This is a genomic window from Nocardia sp. NPDC101769 (assembly GCF_044766925.1).
GTDB lineage: Bacteria > Actinomycetota > Actinomycetes > Mycobacteriales > Mycobacteriaceae > Nocardia.
Genome location: NZ_JBIWMX010000058.1, coordinates 1 through 24013, shown reverse-complemented (window position 1 = coordinate 24013; position 24013 = coordinate 1). Strand labels below are relative to the sequence as shown.

Genomic DNA, 24013 nt, shown 5'->3' with positions numbered 1-24013 from the left:
GCGACATCACCCCGCCACCATCAGCCGGGTCGGCCGATTCCACCCGAACGGAGGTCGCCTAAAACATACCGATACACAGGTTTTGACAATTACTCGGCATCGCGCTGAGCGGCTGCCGCACTCACGAACCGCCGTGCTTAGGGAGCTGTTCCCAAACCTGCGCGAACCGCATGACCACGGCGCATGCACCGCATGAAAGGTCCTGGCCGACCGGGTGATCGACGGGATGCCAGGCTCTATCAGAAGCAACCACTCGCTGCCAGCAGCTTGGCGGTCGAACGCCCTGCATTCGGCATAGAAAGACGTTCTGTGCGTCGGGTGTCTGGACGTGGGGAACGTCCTCCTGATGCGCTTGTGGGGCTTGGTGTCCCATCGCGGTAGGAGGACGTTCCATGGGTAACGGTAGTGGCGTGTCCCGGGGTGATCGCAACCGGAATGCGCGTTTGGCGCGGCTGCGGGGGTTGGTTCCGGTGAGCAATGCGATCGTCGGGATCGATCTGGCCGAACGCAAACAGATGGTGGTGGTCGTTGATCACGATTCGAAAGTGCTGGCGCGCAGAACATTCCGATGTCGTGCCTGGGATCTTGGTGGTGCGCTGGACTGGGCGGCCGGTCACGCTGCCAGGGCTGGCTTCGCGGGTGTGACGGTGGCGTGTGAACCGACGGGGCATCGGTGGCGGGTGCTGGGGCAGTTGGCAGCCGACCGCGCCATGGCGTTCGTGTGCGTGCAACCGGCGATGACAGCTTGGTCGCGCCGCGCCGAAGACCTCACCAGCGACAAGACCGATGAGAAGGACGCGGTGCTGATCGCCCGACTCACGGCGCAGTTGCGGTGTTATGTGCCCGAGCCGGTCGACGAAACCTGGGGCAGGCTGCGGCATCTGGGCGCGCGACGCGAACATCTGATCGTCGGGATGGTGGCCCAGGTCCAGCAGATGCGGGCGTTGCTGGAATGCGTGTGGCCGGCCGCGCTCGAGACCGCGCGGCAAACCGTTCCGCTCCCGTTCCTGGGTGGCGGCGATGCGAGTGATCTGCGAGCGTGACCGAGGTGATCTGACCCGGACCCGGCGTTTGGGGCTCGCGCGGCTCGAACAAGCGGTGCGGGCGGCTGTCGTCCGCGCTGGCGGGCAGCGTCCCTGTCTGCGGATCGTGCGGAATCTGTTTGCAGCCCTGGAGAATTCGGCCGGTGTTCTCGCGCATCGGCGCGGTGCGCTCGAGCGTGTGCAACTACTGCTTGCCGATTGGGCCCTCGACCGGCAACGGCTGGCCGACACCGAGGCTCGTATGGTCGCAGTGCTCGACGAGCTCGGGTTGACCGTGCTGGTCACCTCGATCACCGGACTCTCGGCGGTCGGGGCCGCAGCGATCCTCGCCGAAACCGGTGACCTCACCAGGTTTCCCACTGCCCGTGCCGTGGTCAAACACGCCGGTCTGGCGCCGCGGGAGAAGCAATCCGGAGCCTTCACCGGCCGCACCAAAATCACAGGCCACGGCCGACCCGGGTTGCGGTTGGCCGCCTGGCGGGCCGTCTTCGCTGCCCGCCACGCCAACCCCGTCTATGCCGCCCGCTACCAGCATCTGACCAGCAGGGAAACCAACAAACTCACCCCGACCCAGGCCGAAGCAGCAATCGCGGCCGCCATCCTGCGGCACCTGCACGCCGTCGTCACCACCGGACAACGCTGGGACGCCGAGATCGCCACCCACGGCAGACCGAAACCATCCATGAACTCGACCGCCGCCTGACGGCGGCGCGTCCAGCGGTCGGTCGGGGCGAGCCCTCTTCGGCATCGAGACACCCCGTGATCTCGCCCATAATCCTGGGCAGCCCCGACCTGTCGTCACCTCAACCCGATTACACGCTGCAGGGAACCAACCCCCATTACTGCTATGCCGGGACGACGACAGACCAGGGCACCGACCGAATCGCTTGACACAAAACGCCTTACGCTGATTATGGTGCGTTCGTCGACCATCAAGTCGGTGCGATCAGCAGGCCGGACCCACCGGCGGCATATCGAAGCTACCGGGCCTGTGGCTCGCCCAACGCGGGCCCGATCGCGACCTGTGCGAGCAACCCCGGCAGGTCGATGTCCAGATGTCGGGTGACCTCACACAGCGCGTTGTCCAGCGCTACTCGCGTGGACCCCGGCTGGGGGTGTAGCTGCACGACTGTGTCCGCGTGGCGGATTTCGACGTGGCAGACCTTGTCACCATGGGCGCACCCGGCGACCGGACGCGGTGCACCGATGACGACATGGGCCTCACTGCCGCAGCGGCTGACCCGGCCGCTGATGAACATCTGCACTCCACTCCCCCTCAACCGATTAGAGGACCGCTCGATAGTTCGACGCCGCACGCGCCGCGGATTGCTCGACCCGGACATCGACGGAGAGCAGTCTGACCACACGGGCGATGGCGGCCATGCAACCCAATTCCTCGCTACCGCAGGTCAGCACCGAACACGACTTCGGAAACTGACACCGGATTCGGCTGCCGTAGTCACCGCCCTGCCTGATGGTCACCGATCCACGATTCTCCTGGCGGGGGAAGCCTGAGCGACCAGCTGTCACCCGCCGCACGGGTGTGGTGCAGCAGGGCAGTCCGCCTGCGAGATTGCGCGGACTTGATGCTTAGGCATCACTTTTCACGAATGGCATGGACGGACGCGTCTTTTCTCAGCTGGACTGCTGGAACACGGCTGCCGGGTCGAACACCAGTGGTGGCATGGCGGCAATGGCTGACCGCAGCGAGTCCACCGCGGTCTCGGCCTGCGCGCCGATCACGGCGACCGCGTCGGTGAGCGGCCCAACGACGGGACTCGCGGGTGTCGGTTCGGTCAAATCCGGCACTGGGATGGCTACTTCGATCAGCGGCGGCACTTCCGGTTTCGGCACATCGACACCGCCACCGAGCGCGCCGGCGGTGGCACCGCCGAGCACCGCACCGCTCGCGGCACCGACCGCGATGCCGGGCACGGCGGCGACCGCGAGACCGGCCATGCATCCCAGTCCGGCTCCGATCCCGGCACCAATGGGCATTCCGACTCCGGCCGCGGCGGTGCCGACCGCGCCGCCGTCTAGGCCACCGACGACGGCGCCGACTCCGCAGCCGATGCCCGCGGCGGGCACGGCCGCGACTTCGGCGCCCACGATCGCGGTGAGGGTTCCGCCGGTGATGGTCGAGGCCGCGCGGCGATCCGATTCTTCGCGGGGGAATCCGAGTGCGTCGTATCCGGCGGCGATCTGCCATTCCGTGTAGTCCAGGTACGCCTGAGCCTTGTCGTGGGTCTTCGCATCGACCCAGTCCGGCAGCGCCACCACGGTGTCGCCAGCGCGGACGGTGTGCGGATCGGCCTGTGTCTGTGACGGTTCCGGCTCGGTCTGCTCGGCGTCGGGATCGGTGACCGGGGGCTGCTGGATCACCGAGTCGGTGTGGGGGCTGGTTTGTTGGCTGGGTCGCGGGCGGGCCGGTGGTGGGGGCGGGTCGGGAATGTAGTCCGCGACGCTCGGCGCTGGCGGCGCCGGTGCGGTGCTGAGGCCCGGTTGTCCGTCTCCGGGGACAGCGAGACCGGGCTGGCCGGTGGCCGCGGCGACGCCTTGGCTTGCGGTGGCCAGCATCGGTAGTGCGGCGATCGCCGCGATGGTGCGTGTCATGGTCATCTGCCCACACCTCGATCCGACCGGATACCGCCGAATCGATCCTTCGGGAGCGGAACCGAACTCAGGCGGTGATCACGCTGCAGGCGAGCCTACTCGGAACCTGTTGGGCGGCAACCGCGCCCGCGAACCTGGCACGGAAGGTCAGAGCGTCGTGCCGCGGCGTCCGTCGCTGGCCGGGTCGCTGGCGCGGCCGTGCCCGGGGCGCTGGTTGAGGAAGTCGACGACGTCGCGGGTGCGGTAGTGCCGGCGCGCGCCGCGGTCCTCGTAGTCGGCGCGCTGGTCGATGAGGTCGCGGTATTGGGTGACGGTCTTGCCGTTGACACCGACCAGGCGGGCGATCGCTCCCAATGTTCGGTATTCCTCGGGGTTCTCGGGCATCACATGCCGGTTGGGCCGGCCCTCGGCCTGCCAGTGTGCCAGCCAGTCGTCGAGCTGCGGGAGGTCGTATTCGCGGCTGCGGCCGCCGCTACCGGTACCCGCGGGCCGGTCTCGGTGACACACGGGCGGCGGGAAGCCTTCCAGGTAGGCCCATTGGGTGCGAACGGTGGTCAGCGTTAAGCCATGCCGTTGTGCCCACTCGGCGAGAGTCACCAACTGTGCCATGGCCTCATTGTCAACGGCCGGCGCCCGCGGCCGCGCGCCGGCGGTCCGGCCGTGTCCGATCATGTTGGGGCTCCTCGCGTTTCACGCCGGCGCTACAGTGGCGGTGCCCACCTCTCATGGGGGCATCCGGGCGGCTGGTATGTCCAACCGTGGCCCGCAGACCACGGGTTACCAGCCGCCCCCCGGCGCTCAGACGCTCCAGCGATCGATGTCCTCACCCGTCACGGCCTCCACCAGCGCCGACACCAAGACTTCCGCGACCGGGGGTGTGACGGCGTTGCCGTACTGGCGGACCTTCTCGCGCTTGGTGCCCAGCACGGTGTAACCGTCGGTGAACGCCATCGCCGCACCGATCTCACCCGGCTCCAACATCCGGAACCGCACATCAGCGATATCCGATTCGCTGATCTCCTCCACCAGGGCGTAGCGGTCCCGCGTCGACAACGCCCCCATCGGCCGATCAACCGGGTGCGCGGCACCGGCGCCGTAGTACGGGATCAGCAACGCCTGCCACACCTGTTGCAGCACACCGGCGGGCGGGGACACCAGGCCGTGATGGTTGCCGCTGGCGGTCACCGTCGACAGCGCATCGGTGACCGGGCGGGCATCGCTGCTGCCACCACGCAGCTCGGTCACGAACGGCAGGAACGCCACCCCGGTCTCGGCGCGGGTGGTCTGGGTCCGCAGCGGCACGCTGGCCGGCTGCGGCTCGTTGCCGTCGCGGCCTTCCATCGGCACCACCAGTGTCGGTGGCATCGGCTCGGACGGTGCGGAGGTGTGTAGGCGGGTGAGGAATCGGGGCGGGATCATCAGTCCGTCGTTCTCGCGGATGGTGCGCGCCGGGAGCGGGGTCGTGACCGGGGTGGCTTCCTCGCGCCAGGTGCCTCCGGCGGGGACCATCATCGGCAACTGTGCGGCGTAGCGACGCAACCCGGTCATGATCCGCGCCATCGTCTTGTCCGCCAACGGCTTCGCCCGGTCCCCGATCCGCTGCCCGGTCAACGTCCAGTCGATCGCGGCCGCGGCCGGAAGCGCGGGCGGCTCCAACACCTGGTTGCGGCAGCGCACACGCGGGCAGCGGTAGACGTACTGCTGACGGTAGCGGCCCATGTCCGCGCCCTCGGATTTGAACACCTGCATCGCCGACACCCACTCCCGGCACGTCGGGCAGAACGCCAAGGGCCGCAGCCACTTCGCCCAATCCGGAGTGCGCCCCAGAGCCGCATCCCAATACGCGACGTACAGTCGGTCGCGGCTGTGGGGTGCGACCGGTGTGCGGATCGACTGGGCGTGCATCGAATTCAGCGCGATCACCCTCGTGTGGTAGCCGAGGGCGCGGATCTCGCCCAGCCACCGGTTCCACTGGTCCCACGCGCGGACCTCGACGACGTTCTCGACCACCCCGGCACGGACCTTGCCGCCGCGCTCGATCACCCCGCGCAGATACATCGGCACCTCCTCCATCAGGGCGCGGCTGCGGTCGGCCTCCTCGTCACGCGGCAGGTCGAACAGGTCGCCCTGCATCGTGTGGTCGTAGTCGCGGGCCTTGCCGCGCGCCGAGGACCATTGCGGGCATTCGGGGCTGGCCCAGAACAGATCCGCCGCAGGCCACTTCGCGACCGGCGCCTCACGGATATCGCCCAGGTGGTGATCGGTCTCGGGGAAGTTCGACGCGTGCGTCTCGATCGCGCGCGCCCAATGGTTCGCCGCCCGTGACACCCGCACCCCGGGCACCGCGTGCGCTCCCTGACTCGACCCGCCCGCTCCGCAGAACCAATCCATCAGATCCAACATCACTTGTGTCCCTTCAACTCTCATGGGGAAGGAAGCGGCCGGAGTGTCCAGGCCCCGAGGGCTTCCATTTACTGGTTTACCTGTTATGGTCGGATTTCGTTGGCTACCAGCGATTTCCGAGATTCCTACTGCTTCACCGCCGAGGCGGCAGTTGTTGATGCGTATGCGTCAAAGGCGTTGATGCTCAGTCATCAATCGTCGTCGAGGTCGGTGGCGGTGAACGGTTCGCGGCAGACCCCGCACAGGATCGGTCCCGCGTCGATGGTTTTCTGCGCCGCGCGCACGCGCCGCGCCGGCGTGCACGTGCAGAGCAGTGCGCGCCCGTTGCGGGGAGCCTTGCCCGACTTGTTCCCGTCCTGGCCGTCACCGTCTTCGCCGTCGCCGTCGGCGGGCTCGTGCTCGTCGCGGCGGTAGGCGACGATCGCGGTCTCGAGTTTGCGGATCTGCCGCTTGTAGGTGCCGGCGGTGGCATCGGACACGGTCGTGATCGTCCAGCCACGATCGCGGGTGCGCTCCACGGTCAGCCCGAATTCGCGGGCGATGTCGCGGAACTTCCCGTTGTGGTAGGCGCCGGCCCGGCTGGTGTCGTCGATCCCGCGCGTGGACGCAGCACCGTGCGCGGCTTCGTGCAGCAGCGTCCCGAGGACATCGTGCGCACCCATCACTAGCCCTTCCCCGCCCACGAACAGCTCCGGCATCACCTGTTGGCCGACCTTCCACCGGTCGGGGTCGAAATGCCCCAGCTTCAGCGCCCCGCGCCGGCCCATCGACCCCGACGCCATGGTCACCACCACGTCAGGGATATCGGCATGGCGCGCACGCAGATCCGCCCACACCGATTCGATCGCTTCGACCAGAGGACTCGAAATGGCATTCACGCCACACCTCCGAGAATTGATTGCTATGCCTCAATTCTACCGAAATCTATTGCACTACAACACCTCTGATCTGCACATATAAGATCTCGATTGATGCAAAGTCGTCAGCCGATTGATCTCTATGCATCAAACCCCTTGTCGCACAGGCATCAATTCCTCCCATCGGCCTGGATCCCCTTGTTGTGGTCAAAATTCGGACCCAGCCCCAGATTCAACGTGACGTCCTCACTCACGCCCCCTTGTGGTTTCGTCCCCCAACGCGCCCAGCTCTACCAATGCACCGTGCTCTTCCAAGCCATCCTGTTGTGGTCTCCCCCTTGTGGTCCCCCTTCCTTGTGGTCCCTCCCCTCCCCTCTGGTTCTCTTCTCTCCTTCTGCTCTCAACTGTTTGGTGGTGGTTTGCCTCCCGCTCGATCCCCACTATCTTCAGCGAAGCGGGAGATAGTGGGGATCGAGCGGGAGGCGGGCCGCCACCAAACACCCAGGTAGAAGCGATTTCGTATCGCACTTTTATCGCACAACTTGTGTGCATTCATTGTGCATCCAGTGTGCATTCATTCCGAAACCAGTGCGCATCGAAATCGACGGCCTCACAACGCAAGACGCTTGCGTGGGATCGCCGAGATGCATACGGCTGGCGGATCGCCGTGTTCCCCGCGCGTATGGAAAGCACCCACGTGATCGGTACGACCGGGGCCCTCTTGAGCGCTCATCCCCACACGGGCGGGGAGCACTCTTTGGACACGCCGTCAGCTCGCCCGGCCGGGCTCATCCCCGCACGCGCGGGAAGCACGGCCGGGCCGCCGACTGGGGACATCTACGGTCTGGGCCCATCCCCGGGTCACCACCAGCGGTGCTTCTCCGTCCACGACTACACCGGAACCGGCATCGACAACGCCGGCCGCACAGGAGTTGTCATGCGCCGACATCGGAGTGTTGGATGCCCATGGAACCAATGGTCTGGGGTCGTCCATATCCGCCGATCATCGAGCAGCGTGCCATGTTCCGTCGGGTGCGCAGGGTGACAACGATGTGGCCGAGGTGATCCCTAGCCGTCCTTCCCCGTATGGGAAAGTCGATTACCCGTACCCGTGGATGACCAGGAAGGCGTCCAACGCTGACTGCTGGCACGTCCCGAACTGACAGAAACACCCCTGCACCGGTTAGCGAGGGGGCGGCCCCGAACGCTCGAACGGCGTGAGTGTCGGAACTTGAGCACCCGAACATATTGGGCGGCAACAGATTCAGGATCGGCTTGATTGAACACGACATGCAACAGGGTGGGCACCCGCGGCGCCAGGTCGACCATCCGAGCAATCGCGACCTGGCCGAGCCCGGCACCGTCAACCAATTCGCAAGAACCGCGCCGAAATGCCGACCAGGGCAAGGGACATACACCGTTTGATGCGCATGACAGGCCACCATCAGGCCAGCCCACCGGCACCGCACAGCGGACACCAGGAAGAATCGCCACGCCTGTTGAGCAACCGCGGCGTACAATTCAAGGGCCGGTCATCGCGAACCACCGGTCAGGTTCATTGGCAGATGTTAGCTGTCGACATACCCGCTCAACCTGACAGGCGAGCGGAGCAAGACTCAATATCCAATGCGATTTAAGGAGTCTTTGTGCCCGAACTGTCAAACTCGGCCCGGCGGGTCCAAAAGGTTACATATGCCCAGTTTCAACTTCAGCTCGACGCCCCGGACAGCACAGCTACGGAAGGCGTAGCTGCTATTGAAGGAGATTCGCCGGGAACAACGATCAGTCGCGCATTAGTCAAGTACAGTTTTGCCCGCAACCTCAGCCTACAGGAAGGCGAGGTCTCTGCGGTTCGTGACGCAGCGGGGACGCCGACTTCTCTTGCGGAACGGCTAGCACTCTTTGAGAACCGAGAAACAACCCAAAGGCAAGTCCCGCTCGACAGCTTGGCGTCAACCGACATGGATGATCTGATTTCCTTCGGAAAAGCACTGACGCTACATCGAGAGAAGCGCCTCAAGCAAATAGTTGCAGCCGCTAACCGCGATGCCGAGACTACTGAGGCAGCCCCATCCAATCGGCAAGGAACCGCTACTTATCTGACCAATGCAGCGTTGCAGGCCACTGCATGGCTCACCATGAATCAAAGTACGACGCCAATCGGATTATTAAATCTTGAGCGGCTCGAAATGTACCCCGCTGGAGTCGAGCGGGGTGAGCTCTTGGCAACGGTCCCATTAGCGCCTCTCGAACAGACCGCAGTGGTCCAGAAGGAATGGTCGTCGACGACGTCAGAATTCACATCGATTGTCACCGACCAATTGGAGAACTACAGCGAAACTGGCGTAACTGAGAATAGCGAGCTTGCCCAGTCCACCACATCTCAAAACCAGCACAGTAACCAATCCAATGTCAATGCTACCGTGTCTGGAGGCGTCAGCTTCGCGACAGTTTCAACGTCCCTATCGGCATCCACTGGATTATCGAGCTCCAAGTCTATGTCCGACAGCGCAAAGCATGCTGTGGCGACAACGAAGAAAGCATCAGCGCGGGTAAAGCAAGAACACAAGGTAACTATCTCCACCACGACCGTCACTGGATCGTCAGAAACCAGTACGCGGACATTCCAGAACCCGAACGCGAACAATGCAATCCGCATCGACTTCTTCGGCCTAATGCGCAAATGGCATGTAGGCCTTTATCGCTACGGAGCACGATTAACCTATGACATCGTAATTCCCGAACCGGGTGGCGCGATGCGGGAAGCGTACAAACAGCTCGCAGACCTGCAATCCCAGGCGACGACGGGATTTACTTTTCCGCTGAATCCGGTGGATATCAACGAAACCAACTGGCAGACATATCAACAACAATTTCAAGCAGCATTACTTCCGCCGCCAGAAAAGACAATTCAAAAGTCATACCTCTCTCAATACCAGAACGATGGAAGTGGTGACTGGTACCCCAATCAGGTCGACCTCGAAATACCCGATGGATATGCCATTTCGTCTGCGTCGTTCGCTGCGGTAATGAACGTGCAACCGGTCCAGGGGCAGGCCCACACTGCCCTAGGAAGTTTGCGTGTCATGCACGTGGACAGTGCCCTCTATAAGGCGGTTGGTGATGTGGAAGTTGATGTGCCTCTGGATTTCCTTCAGGAACGAACCGGCACGCAGCACGTCGTGTATGCGACTTACGCCTCACCGTCTGGAACTATCGAAGTCTTATGCACTATCGACAGTATTGACCAAACCGGCGCAATCGCGAAGTGGCAGGCGGAATCGTGGACTGTCCTATATAATTCGGCGCAGACACAATTTTACGCGCAGCAGAATGTAGTTCAGGGACAAATAAAGGACCTTACCGACCGGCTAAATGGCGTGGATACCTTGACTCTTCGCCGAGAAGAGCACGACGAAATCATGCGAGGTGTATTGGCCTGGCTACTCGGACCACAGTTTGAGTTCATGCCGCTCGACATCCGACAGCTGTTCAGGTCAGGAAGCGGCTCCACGTGGGATCGAACTGCGTGGGGCATCAACTTCGCAGGAAATATCCTGCTCGACCCTCAAGTGTTGAATCAGACAGGGAACTGGTCGTTGATCGAGCAATACGAGCAAATGATTCGATTTATCAACGATGCAATCGATTGGGATAACCTGCTGTACTTCCTGTATTCTTACTTTTGGGATATCCCTGACGCTTGGGACAATATCCGTGAGATTCAGCACCCCGACGCCACGCGGCAGGCTTTTCTTCGGGCGGGCAGTGCTCGGGTGGTCCTCACTGTGCGCAAAGACTGGGAAACCGCTTGGGTGAACTTCGTTGAAGGCGGCGTCTTTACCGGTGGCAGCCTCCCCGAGCTGCATCCGTATCTAACGATCGCGAGGGAGATACAAGACTTCGACAATACCAACTATCCAGGTATTCCGCCAGCCGATCCCGGACGGGCCCCTGACAGCGGCGCATACATTGCTACCGATTGCCTAGCCGACTTGGACCCGGCCGCAATTCCAGCAGGTGGTCGGGTAGTTTTGACAGTGCGATCAAGTTCGGGGTTCATCGAGGGATACAGCGTAGTTCTCGACACATGGGACGCCACCAAGTACGACCCTGCTACCGGCCGACAAGCACCTCAAGAAACCCGGATCATCATTGGAGTACCAGATGCAACTCACATAGAGGTCGACCGCATCGAAAACTACCATAAATCTCCCTTTCGCGTAATTCAAGCAGGCGAGAAAGGGCAGCTAATCGCCGAGTGGTACGAATACACTCCCAGCTCGGGAACCGATATCGAAGTTACGAGCAACCTTACAACGATAGCCTGAGCGTCTTGATTGCAGGAGACAGCGACACGCGGAACGTTGGAAATTGCCGACGCTAGCACAGATAGCGGGGGTGGCCGCCAAGTGTTCCACAATTGATGGAAGCCCTTGTCACGATCTCGGCAGTTAATGAGCTTGACTCAAGAGGATGACTTTGGAGGGATTGTAATGGATTTGCATATCTGCCCGGGCCCCTTGATGACGCGCAAGCCGGGACGGATTTATGGCGCGAGCGATCGCGAGCCGTACACAATGGAATGGCAATGGGCCCAGGGAGTGACATATGGATACTACTATATGGACTTTCGACGGGAATACTATCCGTACGCAATGGTCCTTTCCGAGGCGATGTTCTCCACGATTCTGTCTGATAGCTTAACAAATGAGCTTTTCGGAATGCTTACAGCGGATTTCCGAGGCAGCGGGGGCGGACTACTGAGGCCGGATATCTTAGGTTTAGCGAAGTCAACTGAGGGTTTCGATATTATTCTTGAGCTTTTGGAGGTGTCGACCATTGGTCAAGCCACATCGACCCTCAAGGGGGATGTGATTCGCAAGCTGGACAAGTTCAGTACTATTATCCAGCGGCTTGCGCCAGAAATTTCTCGCGAATTTTCCCTGACGTCCTACGCGGTTGCAGCCCGTGCCTCGTCCTGGAAGCCTCGGCAAGCGTTTCAACGCGTTGCCCCACTGCCTCTACGCCAAGACTCATCCGGTGGGAGGTGGGTGGAATGGATATGCTTTGAGCCCACTTTCAGAATAAATCCTCCCGACGGACTTCCCGGTGTGATACTTTACGAGATTCATTCCGTTCCAATTGATTCAGAATTGTGGAAGAGAATTCCTGAATTATTTCAAAAGATTGCCGAGACCGAGGAAAGGAACCGACGTATGGGAAAGATCTCCTACGGACAAACGTTGACCCCATGGACAACCGCTATGGACATTGAGCGTAATCCTTACGATCGCGAGAATCTACTGGTAGTTACAGGGGTTCTCGGCATCGGATTGGTAATTATCGCGAGCATATATCTCTGGCCAGTTGTAGCTGGTGAAGAGTTCGCGTACACCGTGGCCGGGGCGTTGCTCGCCAGCGGTAAGGAGGTCGCCGATTCTGCCATCGCAGGGTTTAGCGCAGGCGTGGCTTCGACCGTCACAACTGGGATGACCTTGAGCAGCACCCTCGGTCACCCAATTGTGACAAAAGGCGTGGGCGTCTACTAGGTCGTGTCTCAATAGTGGTTGGGGGTGAGGAACGCCGCTTCGTGGCGAGCTTGAGCGTGTGTTGGAAAGTGTTGGCCGCGTTGGCAATAAGGTGAGGCCTCCGGTAGATGGTTGTTTCGACCAAGAAGCAACTGAATAAGGCACCCGCCAAGGCAGGCGTCGTCACCGGCGCAGTGGGCCTGGGTCTGGCCGTACTGCTGATCGTTTGGGCGACAACGCACCCGGTGGCTAAGAGCTCCTGACAGGTTCGGTCAGTTGGCGTCGGGTTATGTTGCAGTGCAGGATATTTCGGTGTGGCAGCACCCTGGATCGTGGATGACGAGTTATGGGCGGTAATCGAACCGCTACTGCCGGTGAAACCGGCCGGAACACCAGGACCGCCGCAGATGGACAGCCGACGGGTACTGCAGGGGATCTTGTTCGTGCTGATCACCGGGATCGGATGGGAAGACCTGCCCCAGGAACTGGGATTCGGATCCGGGATGACATGTCGGCGCAGGTTGCGGGACTGGCAGGCCGCCGGGACGTTCGAACAGATCCATCAGGCCGTGCTCGCCCGCTGCCACGCCGCCCGGTTGATCGACTTCGACCGGGTCATGGTCGACGGCTCGCATGTACGGGCGAAAAAGGGGGCGCCGCAACAGGTCCGAGCCCGGTCGACCGCGCCAAGACCGGTTCCAAGCACCACATCCTGACCTGCGGGAACGGGTTCCCGCTCGCGATAGCGTTGTCGGGCGCCAATGTCAACGACCATCTGCTGTTGCCCACGCTGCTCGACCGGGTCCGACCCCTGCGCGGGCGTGCGGGCCGACCCCGCCACCGGATCACCAACCTGATCGCGGATAAGGAATACGACTATCCCAGCGTGTATTCCGGACTGCGGCAACGACATATCACCGGCTACATCGCTCGCCGCGGCACCCGTGACAGGGTCACCGCCGGCCGCTGGATCGTCGAGCAATCCTGTGCCCTGCTGCACCAGTACCGGCGGCTGGCCATCCGATGGGAACGACGTACCGACATCCACCACGGATTCCTCTACCTCTCCGCAGCACTGATCTGCTGGCGACGACTCAGCAACCGAACCCAATAGGAGCTCCAAGCACCGCACTGTCGATGGTGGCCGACCAGCGAGACAGATAGTGGCGATTCAACGCAGGTCGATCAATTCTCCTGTCGCACAACGGATCGATATCCACACGTCGTGCAGGTTGGGGGGTTGCCGCCCAATCTGGGGACCTGTAATTCTCGCTGGTAGTGCGCTTGTCACCTCATCCGACGATATGGTCGAGGTTGGCCGCTACCAGCCCGGCAATCGCGATCCGATCCTTTTCCTGAATCTATCGCTTTGAGCCCCGCGTGTGGCTCGGCGGCAACGAGTCTCAGCGCGCGTTTGCTCGCGTCGACCACCGGTTCGGCCATCCAGATTCCCTGGCCCCCAACCAAACACCGCGAGCACGGTAGGAGCTCATGGTTCGATGCGAGTTCGGGTTGCGTCGAAAGGCGAACTCAATGGTTCGAATGTATTCTCGCCGTCGGTCACGGCGGGCAAGGTTGTGGGTCCTGGCCGCTATGAGCGTGTCCATCGAACAGGCTGCAATCCCAGTGTCCTGCCGTCTCGTTCCAGTAGAGGTTATGGAGGGGGGTATTGCGCTGACGGGCGAGGGTGATGAATGGCCCGTTTCCTGAATCGACGGTCACGTCCTTCGCCTTGCCGTCGACCAGGATATGCAGGGTCAGGTCCCAGGCACAGTTGCATGTTGCCGAGGACGCTTCGACTTGGAACGTTTCCGTCTGTCCGGGGTCCAAGGAGAAGGAAAACGGCGCGAGGGCCGTCGGCGGCTGTCCTTCCGGAATGAAGTTGACCGTTCTCTGGTCCAAACTGACGATCACGAGTCGCGTAGGGGACACCGCTCCGATGCCAACGCAGCCGATGCAGCTGCCGTCGGTCTCGGGCAATACACGGACGACGCCGACGGACGCGCCGACGATCTGAACGTGGGCTGTCACCGCGGTCACCGTGAACTGGAAATAGGTAAACCCGATGTCGACTCCGCCGTTTTCGTGCGCCCACTTGTAAGTCGTGGTTGGCGGCCTGTCTGGGGGAGGTAGCGACAGTGCTTGGAAGAACTTCGCACTGCCGACCGGGAGCGCTAATCTCGTGCCGTCGGGCTCAGCGACGGTCATCGTGAAGTTGTCGGTGTTCGGTTCGACGTTGAGCCGGTAGTAGTCGGGTTCGGCGGCGTGCTTTCCAAACTTCTCGGCCAGGGGTGTGAAGTAGGCGATCACCAGTGCGGCGACGATCCCGCCGATTCCACCGAGGAGCGCCTTGGCTACCTTCGTGGTTCGGCCGCCGGCACGAGGAGACTGGGGCGCGTCGGTCTTGGGGGGCCTATTCCCGTTTTCGGGTGGTTCGACCGGGTTGCTGCTGGACTCGTCCCCGGTGCTCGGCTGTGAACCTGCCATTTGCCACTCTCCGAGGTAGGTGGGTCGGCGTTCAGGTCCCTAGCAAGGTCGTTGCGCCGACACGACGAGTCGTTCGGCAAACGGCAGCGGTGGTTCAGCGTCGTTGTGACGTGATGATACGCATGGCGGCCCCCCGCTGCATGGAATCCCAACCGGCCATCGGTAGTCAGGGGCCGTCGAGGACACCCACTGCCGGGTCTCGACACGGCTGCGGCGATTGGCGGTCGGGATGACATCATCCATCCTCGCTAGATCTGCCAAACGCCGAGAGGAGCAACCTCAAAAACCGTTGCCCGACTACAGCTCTCGCCTTGTTCTGCTCGACTTGCAACAGTTGAACCGACTGCGTCCTCGGCGGACCACAACAGCAAGATCGTGGTGGCCATTCGGTGGCCACACGGCATTCGTGGCGGCGAACAACGCCTGTTCGCAGGAGACCACAGCGAACGCGCCCGATGTGTGTGACGTGCGCGGATGATCTGGATGCGAATCTGGGGGTCAAGTGGTCGCAGGTTCAAATCCTGTCAGCCCGACCAAGAAAACCCCTTCCGACCAAGGTTGGAAGGGGTTTTCTCTGTCCAACGCCGTTCCGAGATTCGGCTCGATCTCACGGAAATCTCACGTTTTCGGCCGTTCTCTCCGCGCCCAGCGTCCGAGGACCTCTCGATTGTCCGGCGCCGTCTCCGGGATGTCGATGCAGTGGGCTTTCGCCACAGCCTCGGTGTTGCCGAGTTGTCGCGCCGCCCGCTTGGGGTCGCGTACGTGTTGTCGACTGCCGTGCCAACTCGGCGCCGGAACGTCCGGGGCGTGACCCGGGAGTGGGTCTCCCCGCGTGCGGCGCGCCAGCTGCGCGCGAAGTTGTGCCGGGAGTTGTCACGGGTCGGTGAGTATCGCCGGGGCCATGGCAGCGTGTATACGGCGCTGGATCGCGGCCGCATCGATATCGCTCGGCTGCGGCGGGCGCCGGCCGGGGTGCCGCTGCCGCGGGCCACTGATGGCTGACCGGTGTTGGCGGTTGACATCGCATGCTGGTTGCGGCCGGCCGATACTGGTGGCGAGCGACCTAGGATCGGGGCATGTGATGGATGACAAGTTCTACGACCGGGTCGATCAGATCACGATGGCCGAATCCATTGCCGTCGGACATATTCCACCCATCGCGGCACTGGAGTTCGCGCTTGGGGTCGTGCTCGACGACGGTGATCCAGACGATTCCGAACGACCTCTGCCGTACGTGTCGATACCGCTGCCGCTCGACGCCGAAACCGTGGAGCGCGCGATCGTCGATGCCGCGACCGCGCTACTGCCAGCCGTCACCAGCGAGGGTTTGCGACCTTGTGCGCTCGCGGTGGACGTCGCAGGGCCGATCACCAATGGCGACGAGTACATCGCGTGCGTGCTGATCATGAATATGCGAGGACTCATCGAAGGGGTTGCCTACGGCCTCGAAACGGGCGACATGCGCTTCCTGAGCGAACGCGAAGTCATTCCCCCAGAATTCGCCGAAGGCCTACGCGCTGCGCTCCCGATGTTGCAAGAGTATGGGCAGGGTCGGTTCTGATCTGTCCATAGCGGCAACCACTGAGGCGTAAGGCTTCACATCGTCAACGCCGATGGCTACCGCTAAATCTTCGGTCTGCAAGCGGTTTCCGGCGAGGAGGAGCGGGCCAGCTCGTGAGGCTCACGTTGCCTGTGCTCCTTCGCAAACGTGCGAATCAGAGTACGACGCAGGCGGATTCGAGTTTGAATCGGTGCTGCCGCCTACCGTCTGAGTGGCCATAGCAGAGGCGCGTGAACATGGTCGTCGACCGAACCGTCCCAAACATCGAGAATGGCAACCTCGAACGCATTGGGTAGTCATGCACTGCGGACGAATGCATCGTCATACGATCGGGCCAGCCGTGTGGGGACCATCTGGGGACCGCACGGCATGCGCGTCGCTGAACGCCCGCTGGTTAAACACACCGCCCGAACGGATGCATTGGGTGCGCGACGTGCGCAAACCTCCTGGCTGCGACCCCTGGGGGTCAAGTGGTCGCAGGTTCAAATCCTGTCAGCCCGACCAAGAAAAACCCCTTCCGACCAGGGTCGGAAGGGGTTTTCTGTTATTCGACCACCCAAAGCTTTGGGGCCAAACTGGGGCCACCGGGGTCGTCGCGGGGATAGTCGGCTCCCGTCCGGGCCAGCAACTCCCGGTCGCCGTCGGCCCCAAACCGGACTACAACATGTACTGGCCGAACTGTCGCTGCCTGTAGCAACTACATCGCCTGCACCGCAAACCTCGACGCCATACGGATGCCATGCCCGGACGGCCTGTGGTTCGACCCCAACAGTGGGCCGTCCGAGTCCACGAGCAAATGCGATTATCCCTCCAATGTCGTATGCGACCTGAATGCCCTGATCGCACAGGCACAGCGGGACGGCGCGGCCGGAGCAGTCGCACGCGAACAGCTGCAAGCCCGCAACCTGTAAAGAGGATCGCCCCGGCTCCGGTCCGCCCGGAGCGCGCCACTAGAACTACATCGGAAGAGTGGTGGCCACTTCCTCAAGAAGTCTTGAAGTGGCCGAAACGCGCCGAGCGACACGAGGCGAAAGAAGGCGTGGCAGTGCCAGATACGATGCGTGACGTGTCAGATGAACCACGCCTATGCGGCCGCTGCAAGGACGTTGCCGGACGTGAACCCAACCCGGTCGGGCCGGGCGGTCAGGCGTGTGAGCAGTGCATGGCCGAGATCAAGGCGAATAACGCAGTGAACTGGGGCGGCGAAGGCTACTTCCTTCCCACCAACAGCATGAGCGCCAGCTCGAGCCCGGAGCGGTCCTGCAGTCTGGTTACACGCGGCGCCGACGCGTTCTCGTACCCGGCGTCATATGCGGCGTAGTCGGACAATGCCGTGTCGTCTTCAGCGACCTGCTTTCGAAGCTAGGACGCAAGCCGCCCGAGGGCCGCGGTGACGTCTTCGCCAGGCAGCCCGGATTCCAGGCAGGTGAGCGCACCCTCCAGCCACGCCCGATGTTCCGCGTGCTCTCGGAAGGTCCGTTCCTCCCAGGTCTCATCGGGATCTGTCACAGACTGATCCTGCCGTTTCGCCGAACAGAGTGGTGCATGCCGGCCGAACTCGTCGCCCTCAGCGACAAGGTAACCGACTCGCGGGCGGCCTGAACAGCCGGACAGCTGCTCGTCAGCGGCCAGCCGGGTCCGCGACTGGACGCGATGGCCGAATCGTCCATGGAGGAGGCCAAGGTCGATTTCGGCGACGTGAACCACTCCCCGGTGCTGAATGACTGGATTGCGAGCCTACGATGACCGCAAGGTCGCGCGCCGGTTGCCACCGCGCCCGCGAGCGACATTTGCCGTCCACGTCGCATGAAATCCGACCCACCTAAACGTCTATAGATCTTTACTTGGCCTCGTGAGATACTAATTCTAGCTGGTGGCAAACGCCGCTAGTGTGCGTAATCTTTTTGCCCTCCGACGGAGCACAGCGGGTCGCGGCGGGAATGCTGGCTCGTATCCGCGCCAGCACCTACTCGGCTGATTCTTCACATGCCCCAAACATAATCCCGGTCCGCCAACAACAGCGGGAATAGGCAGGAATATCAGTACAAGTGAGGCCGCACAGCTTCTTCAGCTGCTCTGCGGGCAACTCCATCATGACAGACTACTTTCTGTCCATCAAACAGCTTCGCAAGACTCCAGACGGAAGGTGCTGGAGGAAAAGGTCGCTGGACGGGAAAAGGTAGACGAAATGAAAACACATATCCTCACTACCGTAACTACTGGGTTGTTCGCTCTCGCGGCGGTCAGCGGCTGCGGCAGCGGGCAGAGCACATCGACCACACCGATGTTTGAAGTAAGCAAGGCCGACACGCTGCCGCTCAACGCCGATGAGATGAACGCCGTCACCGGGCTTAAGCTCAACTATCAGGATAAGGTCGCCCCCGGCTATATCGAGCCTCCCGATCCCTATGTCGCAGATCAGGGCGATCAGCAGTGCGTTGGCCTACTGGGATTCGACACCTCGACAATAGGCACAATCTACACAGCGTATCGGCAAAATACTTCCCAGGAAGGAAAGGAGGACTACACGCATAACATCACCCAGGAGGTCGTGCTAGTAGCCGATCCGGGCACGGCCAAGAAAATGCTCTCTGATGCGCTTGCTAAGCCGGCGAGCGCTTGCGACGGCAAAACCATCCACATCAAAGACGGTAAGGTGCGACGGTCGTTTCACAAGACAGCAGTCAGCGACACTGATGTAAGCGTCATGATTTCTTCACTGAACCTTGATCCGCCAAATCAGCCGACCGGCTGGGGCTGCGCAGTTGACGCGCACGCGAAAAGCAACGTGGTGATCTATGCAATGGCCTGCCAATCCGGCAACGGCGCCCCGACAGCGAAGGCCATCGTGGATAAGGTGTCGACCAAGGTTCCCGGGTGACGAAAACGACCGACCTCAATTTCGGGGTCAGTCCGGTTCCGGTAACACAGCCGTAGATCAGGCGGCTGCGGTGCTTAATCCGGCGTAGATCGTGGGGGACGCGGCTGGCACGGCCACCAGGTCCCAGTTCAGGCCTCGCCCCAACGACAATACTGTTGGTAAACAAGTCCAATCGAAACACCACGGCAGACCAACAAACCTACCGATGGCACCTTGAACATTCTTCGTAGAATCGATCGCATGGCCAAGCTCAACTGAGCGGTCCCCGATGACGAGACCATCCGGGAGTAGAGCCAGATGATTTCGTACCGTGTTCAGTTGGTCCCGCAGGCCACCGGATGGTGGGTGTGGGTGCAGGCCGCAGCGTACTCGGCCGGCGTCAGGTAGCCCAGCGCCGAATGCCGGTGCCGCTGATTGTGGTCGGCCTTGAAATCGCCGGTCACGACCCGGGCCTCGAGCAGGGTGGTCGGGTGGCTGCGGTTGAGGCACTCGGTCCGCAGCCGCCGGTTGAACGATTCGACGAATCCGTTGTTCCAGGGCGTGCCCGGTGGAATGTAGGAGATCCCGAGCTTGTCGGCGCAAAACCGTTGCAGGGCATGGGAAATCATTTCTGGACCGTTGTCCATCCGCAGCACCCTCGGCGGGCCACCGGCCGCGGCGAACACCTTCTCCAGCTCTGCGACCAGCCGCTCGGCGGTGATCGAGCGTTCCACCATGTGCAGCAGGGATTCGCGGGTGTGTTCGTCGATCATCGACGCGATCTTCACCGCCCTGCCGTCGACCGTGGAGTCGAACTGGAAATCCAACGCCCACACCACATTCGGGGCATCGGCCTGCACCGGCGGCACCGACGACACTCCGGCCCGTTTGCGGGGATGGTGTTGCCGGACCTGCAGGCCCTCCTCACGCCAGAGACGGTGGACCTTCTTGATGTTCACGTCACTGCCCTCGTCGAACCGCAGGGCAGCCCAGGCACGCCGGAATCCGTGGCCCTGATGTTTGACCGCGTAGGAGCGCAGCCACGCCCGCAAACCAGCATCCGGATCGGTCGGGGTGTCCTTGATCGGCAGCCGCCGATAGGTCGACCGATTCAGCCCAACAACCTTGCACGCCAACCGTTCCGACATGCTCTTCACAGTGCGAAGCATGTCCACGGCGCGGCGTTTGGCCGCTGGGCTCAGAACAGTCCAGTCATGATGATGGCGGGCCGCACCACCGGCCGGACCGAGATCTGACTCGGAATTTTCCTGACCGCAGACGAACTTGCGTGTCTTTCGAAGGACCCGTCGGTCCGTCCGTGCCGGTGGCGCGCCCATTCCCACGACAGACCTCTCACCGGCCTGCGCGGGGGTTGTGACCTGATAGGAGCATGCCGCGCCGACTGCCGTCCCCTGACTGGCCTGTCCAACCCCTGCCACGCCGAGCGCAGGCCACACAACGGAAGGGCAGCACCGAGTTGACGACAGCCATCACTGATCACCCGATTTTCGTCGGGGTCGACACCCACGCCGACACTCACCACGCCGCCATCGTCAACGAACACGGCAAAGGGCTGACCGATCACGAATTCCCCACCACAGCAACCGGTTACGAGAACATCGAGACCTGGATGCGAGCCCACGGCACCGTCATGCGCGTCGGGATCGAAGGCACCGGATCCTACGGCGCAGAACTGGCCCACCACCTGCGTTCGCGTGGTTACGACGTCGCCGAAGTGCCCCGACCGAATCGCCGGCTGCGCCGCGCTCGCGGCAAGACCGACACCATCGACGCCTACGCCGCCGCGCGCCGGCTGCTCGACGGATCCGAAGTGACCCCGCCGAAGAACCGCGACGGCGCCATCGAAGCCGTCCGCGCCCCGCGGGTGGCCCGCAACAACGCGGTCAAGGCCCTCACCGCCGCGCTCAACGCGCTGCGGTCGCTGATCACGACCAGCCCGGAAACGCTACGCACACAACTGCGTTCACTCTCCCGCACCAAACTGATCACCACCTGCGCCGCGTTCGAACCCGACCCCGACGACCTCGCAGACCCGATCACGGCAACCGAGCTCGCGCTCCGCTCACTCGCCCAGCGCATCCTCGACGCCCAGGCCCACGCCGACCAGCTGAAGAAACACCTGGGCCGACTGCTCACCCAGGTCGCACCCCACACCATGGGGATCTTCGCCCTCGGGCCGGATACCGCAGCCGCCCTTGTTATTTCGATCGGAGACAACCCTGATCGGCTCACCACCGAAGCATCCTTCGCCCGATTGTGCGGGGTCGCGCCGATCCCAGCATCCTCGGGCAAGACCCACCCGACACCGGCTTCACCGCGGCGGGGACCGTCAAGCCAACCAAGCCTTGCACACCGCCGTCATCGTCCGTCTGCGCTACCACCAGGACACGAAAACCTATGCGGCGCGCCGCAAAACCGAGGGTAAGACGACACCGGAAATCCTCCGCTGCCTCAAGCGCTACCTCGCCCGCGAGGTCTTCCGCACCTTGCGCGCCGATTACCGGGCCATGACCACTTGACGATCTATGGGAGCGTCCTTGGCGATCTCCCGCAGCGCGTCCTTCTCCAGCTCGGCGTCCGCCAAAAGCCGCTTGAGCCGGGCGTTCTGCTCACGCAGTTCCTTGAGTTCCTTGGCGGCGTCTGAGGTTCCCCCAAGGCCGGGTAGTTAGTGTTTTCGCTGGTGGCACAAGCACTTTGGAGGATTGCCGGGCATAACGCAACGGAGCTCGTTGGTTCAGATAGTCGACCAAGACATCTGTTCCGAGGAGCTCCGTTGCCATTTCATTCTGGCTTGCCACCCGCGCTGGCGACAATCACCCGCACGGTCAGCGTGGCTGCGGGCCGGTTCGCTCCGGGCCATCTGGGTGAGCTGACCGCTATCGTGCCGTTCGAGCTCGTCGACGCGGTCCTGGCTCAGACCCGGACGGTGCAGCGCCGGTTGCGGGATCTCCCGTCCCGGGTCGGGATCTATTTTCTGCTCGCGATGTGCTTGTTCCCCGAGGTCGGGTATCGGCTGGTGTGGGACAAACTCACCGCCTCGTTGACCGGGATGCCGATCGCCGCCCCGACCGCGAAAGCGTTGCGCGACTTGCGTCGACGGCTGACAGCGGCACCGGTGAAAGCGTTATTCGACGTCGTGTCGGGGCCGTTGGCCCAGCCGAGGACTCCGGGGGTCCGGTTCGGGCCGTATCGGACGGTGTCCTTCGACGGCTGCACCTCGCAGAAGGTCCCCGACACCGCCCGTAACCGGGGCTGGCTGGGCCGCACCGCCCACCATGGCTACCCGATACTGGAGTTGATGACGCTGGTGGAGACCGGCACCCGCGCGATGATCGGGGCAGTGTTCGGGCCGACCGCCGAGAGCGAGACCGGCTATGCCACCCGCCTGCTGCATCTGCTGCGCCCGGACATGCTGGTCTTGTGGGACAAGGGTTTTGACAGCAACGACTTCCTCGTCAAGGTGTGTGCGACCGGGGCCCAGGTGCTGGGCCGACTGCGCAGCAACCGCCGCACCCCGGTCCTGACCCGGCTGCACGACGGCTCGTACCTGTCTGTCATCAACACGGTGCGGGTGCGGATCATCGACGCCCAGATCACGGTGACCTGTATCGACGGCACCGTCTTCACCGGAAGCTACCGCCTCGTGACGACCCTGACCGACGCCCGCCGCTACCCAGCGGCCCCGCTGGTGGCCCTCTACCACCAGCGATGGGAACACGAATCGGCCTACTACGCCCTGCGCCACACGCTCATGGACGGGCGCAACCTGCGCTCGGGTGACCCCGCCGGTATACAGCAGGAGATGTGGGCCCTGCTGAGCCTCTACCAGGTGCTACGCATCGTGATGGTCGATGCCGCCGAGTCACGGCCGGGCACCGATCCCGACCGCTGCTGCTTCACCATCGCCCTGCACACCGCCCGCGACCAGGTCATCGGCGCCGCTGGCATCGTCCCCGCCGGCGAGGGAGACAGCCTGGTCGGGCGGATCGGTGAGCAGGTCCTGAACCACCTACTGCCGCCGCGGCGTCAACGGGTGAGCACCCGCAAGGTCAAATCACCCATTTCCCGATACGGCGAGCGCCGAGACGACGGCCGACCCGATACCAGCCGCACGGTCACCAACCTCGACGTCACCATCGTGACGCCCGAGGCTCGGCAACCGCTGCCGACCACCTCCCGCAACGATTCTCACGTCGCCCCCACCGGCCGCCGCCGTCACCGGATCCTGACCCTGCTCACCACAGAGCCCACTCGCCTCTGGCAAGCCCGCGACATCGCCGCCCACTTCGGCGACATCACCATGAACACCATGTACAGACAACTGAGCCGATGGGCCACCGACGGCCTCATCCACAAAGTCGGCCCAGGCCTCTACAGCGCCACACCCTGGTCACCCAAACCCCTTGCATGACAAGCGAAAACACTAACTACCCGGCCTTGGGGAAACCTCAGTCGGTGTCCACACCGCCATACTGGCGCCGCCAGTTGTACAACGTCGCCGCCGACACCCCGATCTCGGCGGCGGCCTCCTCACCGGTCTTACCGGCGGCGGTCAGCTCGTCGGCACGGCGCAGCTTCCGCACGATGTCCTCCGCGGAATGCCGCTTGCGTCCTGCCATGTCGATCAGTGTCCCTTC

Annotated in this window: 20 protein-coding genes and 1 pseudogene; 11 read left to right on the top strand and 10 right to left on the bottom strand. The window is 62.8% G+C overall.

The features are described from left to right. The first annotated feature begins 392 nt into the window (after positions 1-392). Both ACIRRA_RS42865 and ACIRRA_RS42860 read left to right on the top strand, forming a co-directional pair. A complete protein-coding gene (locus ACIRRA_RS42865) occupies positions 393-1043 on the top strand; it encodes a transposase (RefSeq protein ID WP_402780821.1) in 651 nt (216 codons plus the stop codon). A gap of 106 nt (positions 1044-1149) precedes the next feature. After that, positions 1150-1746, top strand: a complete 597-nt coding sequence (locus ACIRRA_RS42860) for a transposase (RefSeq protein WP_402780818.1) — start codon at positions 1150-1152, stop codon at positions 1744-1746. 277 nt (positions 1747-2023) lie between these two features. Here ACIRRA_RS42860 and ACIRRA_RS42855 read toward each other — a convergent pair whose 3' ends face one another. The 6 genes from ACIRRA_RS42855 to ACIRRA_RS42830 form a co-directional block, all read right to left on the bottom strand. Then, a complete protein-coding gene (locus ACIRRA_RS42855; protein ID WP_402780815.1) occupies positions 2024-2302 on the bottom strand; it encodes a hypothetical protein in 279 nt (92 codons plus the stop codon). Positions 2303-2327: 25 nt separating this feature from the next. Continuing rightward, entirely contained in the window at positions 2328-2525 is a 198-nt protein-coding gene (locus ACIRRA_RS42850; protein WP_402780809.1) for a hypothetical protein, read from the bottom strand. 153 nt (positions 2526-2678) lie between these two features. Then, on the bottom strand, positions 2679-3662 hold the full coding sequence (locus tag ACIRRA_RS42845; protein WP_402780807.1) for a hypothetical protein: 984 nt from the start codon (positions 3660-3662) through the stop codon (positions 2679-2681). A 141-nt stretch (positions 3663-3803) separates the two neighbouring features. Further along, positions 3804-4265, bottom strand: a complete 462-nt coding sequence (locus tag ACIRRA_RS42840) for a hypothetical protein (protein ID WP_402780804.1) — start codon at positions 4263-4265, stop codon at positions 3804-3806. A gap of 189 nt (positions 4266-4454) precedes the next feature. Beyond that, on the bottom strand, positions 4455-6059 hold the full coding sequence (locus ACIRRA_RS42835) for a DNA cytosine methyltransferase (protein ID WP_402780801.1): 1605 nt from the start codon (positions 6057-6059) through the stop codon (positions 4455-4457). A gap of 191 nt (positions 6060-6250) precedes the next feature. Continuing rightward, entirely contained in the window at positions 6251-6937 is a 687-nt protein-coding gene (locus tag ACIRRA_RS42830; protein ID WP_402780798.1) for a hypothetical protein, read from the bottom strand. Positions 6938-8562: 1625 nt separating this feature from the next. Here ACIRRA_RS42830 and ACIRRA_RS42825 point away from each other — a divergent pair. The 3 genes from ACIRRA_RS42825 to ACIRRA_RS42815 all read left to right on the top strand — a co-directional run bounded on the left by ACIRRA_RS42825 (position 8563) and on the right by ACIRRA_RS42815 (position 13561). Then, on the top strand, positions 8563-11247 hold the full coding sequence (locus tag ACIRRA_RS42825; protein WP_402780795.1) for a hypothetical protein: 2685 nt from the start codon (positions 8563-8565) through the stop codon (positions 11245-11247). A gap of 165 nt (positions 11248-11412) precedes the next feature. Continuing rightward, the gene (locus tag ACIRRA_RS42820) at positions 11413-12468 is read left to right on the top strand and encodes a hypothetical protein (protein ID WP_402780792.1); all 1056 of its coding nucleotides are present in this window, start codon (positions 11413-11415) and stop codon (positions 12466-12468) included. Positions 12469-12761: 293 nt separating this feature from the next. Beyond that, a protein-coding gene (locus ACIRRA_RS42815) for an IS5 family transposase (protein ID WP_402780789.1) occupies positions 12762-13561 on the top strand; the annotation gives its coding sequence in 2 pieces (ribosomal slippage) (positions 12762-13092 and positions 13092-13561; 801 coding nt in all). Between the two features lie 446 nt (positions 13562-14007). Here the strand turns inward: ACIRRA_RS42815 and ACIRRA_RS42810 are convergent. Beyond that, the gene (locus ACIRRA_RS42810) at positions 14008-14934 is read right to left on the bottom strand and encodes a hypothetical protein (RefSeq protein WP_402780786.1); all 927 of its coding nucleotides are present in this window, start codon (positions 14932-14934) and stop codon (positions 14008-14010) included. Positions 14935-15741: 807 nt separating this feature from the next. Here ACIRRA_RS42810 and ACIRRA_RS42805 point away from each other — a divergent pair. The 3 genes and pseudogenes from ACIRRA_RS42805 to ACIRRA_RS42795 all read left to right on the top strand — a co-directional run. Beyond that, positions 15742-15936, top strand: a complete 195-nt coding sequence (locus ACIRRA_RS42805; protein ID WP_402780783.1) for a hypothetical protein — start codon at positions 15742-15744, stop codon at positions 15934-15936. A gap of 79 nt (positions 15937-16015) precedes the next feature. After that, entirely contained in the window at positions 16016-16495 is a 480-nt protein-coding gene (locus ACIRRA_RS42800; RefSeq protein ID WP_402780780.1) for a hypothetical protein, read from the top strand. Between the two features lie 698 nt (positions 16496-17193). Next, positions 17194-17406 (top strand): annotated as a pseudogene (locus tag ACIRRA_RS42795) (chitin binding peritrophin-A domain-containing protein); the annotation flags it as partial. A 451-nt stretch (positions 17407-17857) separates the two neighbouring features. Here ACIRRA_RS42795 and ACIRRA_RS42790 read toward each other — a convergent pair. Next, positions 17858-18004 carry a hypothetical protein gene (locus ACIRRA_RS42790; RefSeq protein WP_402780777.1) on the bottom strand — a complete coding sequence of 49 codons (147 nt, stop codon included), beginning with the start codon at positions 18002-18004 and terminating at the stop codon, positions 17858-17860. Between the two features lie 679 nt (positions 18005-18683). Here ACIRRA_RS42790 and ACIRRA_RS42785 point away from each other — a divergent pair. Beyond that, a complete protein-coding gene (locus tag ACIRRA_RS42785) occupies positions 18684-19376 on the top strand; it encodes a sensor domain-containing protein (protein ID WP_402780774.1) in 693 nt (230 codons plus the stop codon). A 314-nt stretch (positions 19377-19690) separates the two neighbouring features. On the opposite strand, the gene ACIRRA_RS42780 is transcribed toward ACIRRA_RS42785, so the two are convergent. Then, on the bottom strand, positions 19691-20692 hold the full coding sequence (locus tag ACIRRA_RS42780) for an IS3 family transposase (protein ID WP_402780771.1): 1002 nt from the start codon (positions 20690-20692) through the stop codon (positions 19691-19693). 140 nt (positions 20693-20832) lie between these two features. Here ACIRRA_RS42780 and ACIRRA_RS42775 point away from each other — a divergent pair, with 140 nt between their 5' ends. Further along, the gene (locus ACIRRA_RS42775) at positions 20833-21801 is read left to right on the top strand and encodes an IS110 family transposase (protein WP_402780768.1); all 969 of its coding nucleotides are present in this window, start codon (positions 20833-20835) and stop codon (positions 21799-21801) included. A gap of 348 nt (positions 21802-22149) precedes the next feature. After that, positions 22150-23787, top strand: coding sequence for an IS4 family transposase (locus tag ACIRRA_RS42770; RefSeq protein WP_402780765.1), 1638 nt, complete (start codon positions 22150-22152; stop codon positions 23785-23787). Between the two features lie 37 nt (positions 23788-23824). On the opposite strand, the gene ACIRRA_RS42765 is transcribed toward ACIRRA_RS42770, so the two are convergent. After that, the coding region (locus ACIRRA_RS42765; protein ID WP_402780762.1) for a transposase at positions 23825-24013 on the bottom strand (189 nt) is incomplete at its 5' end.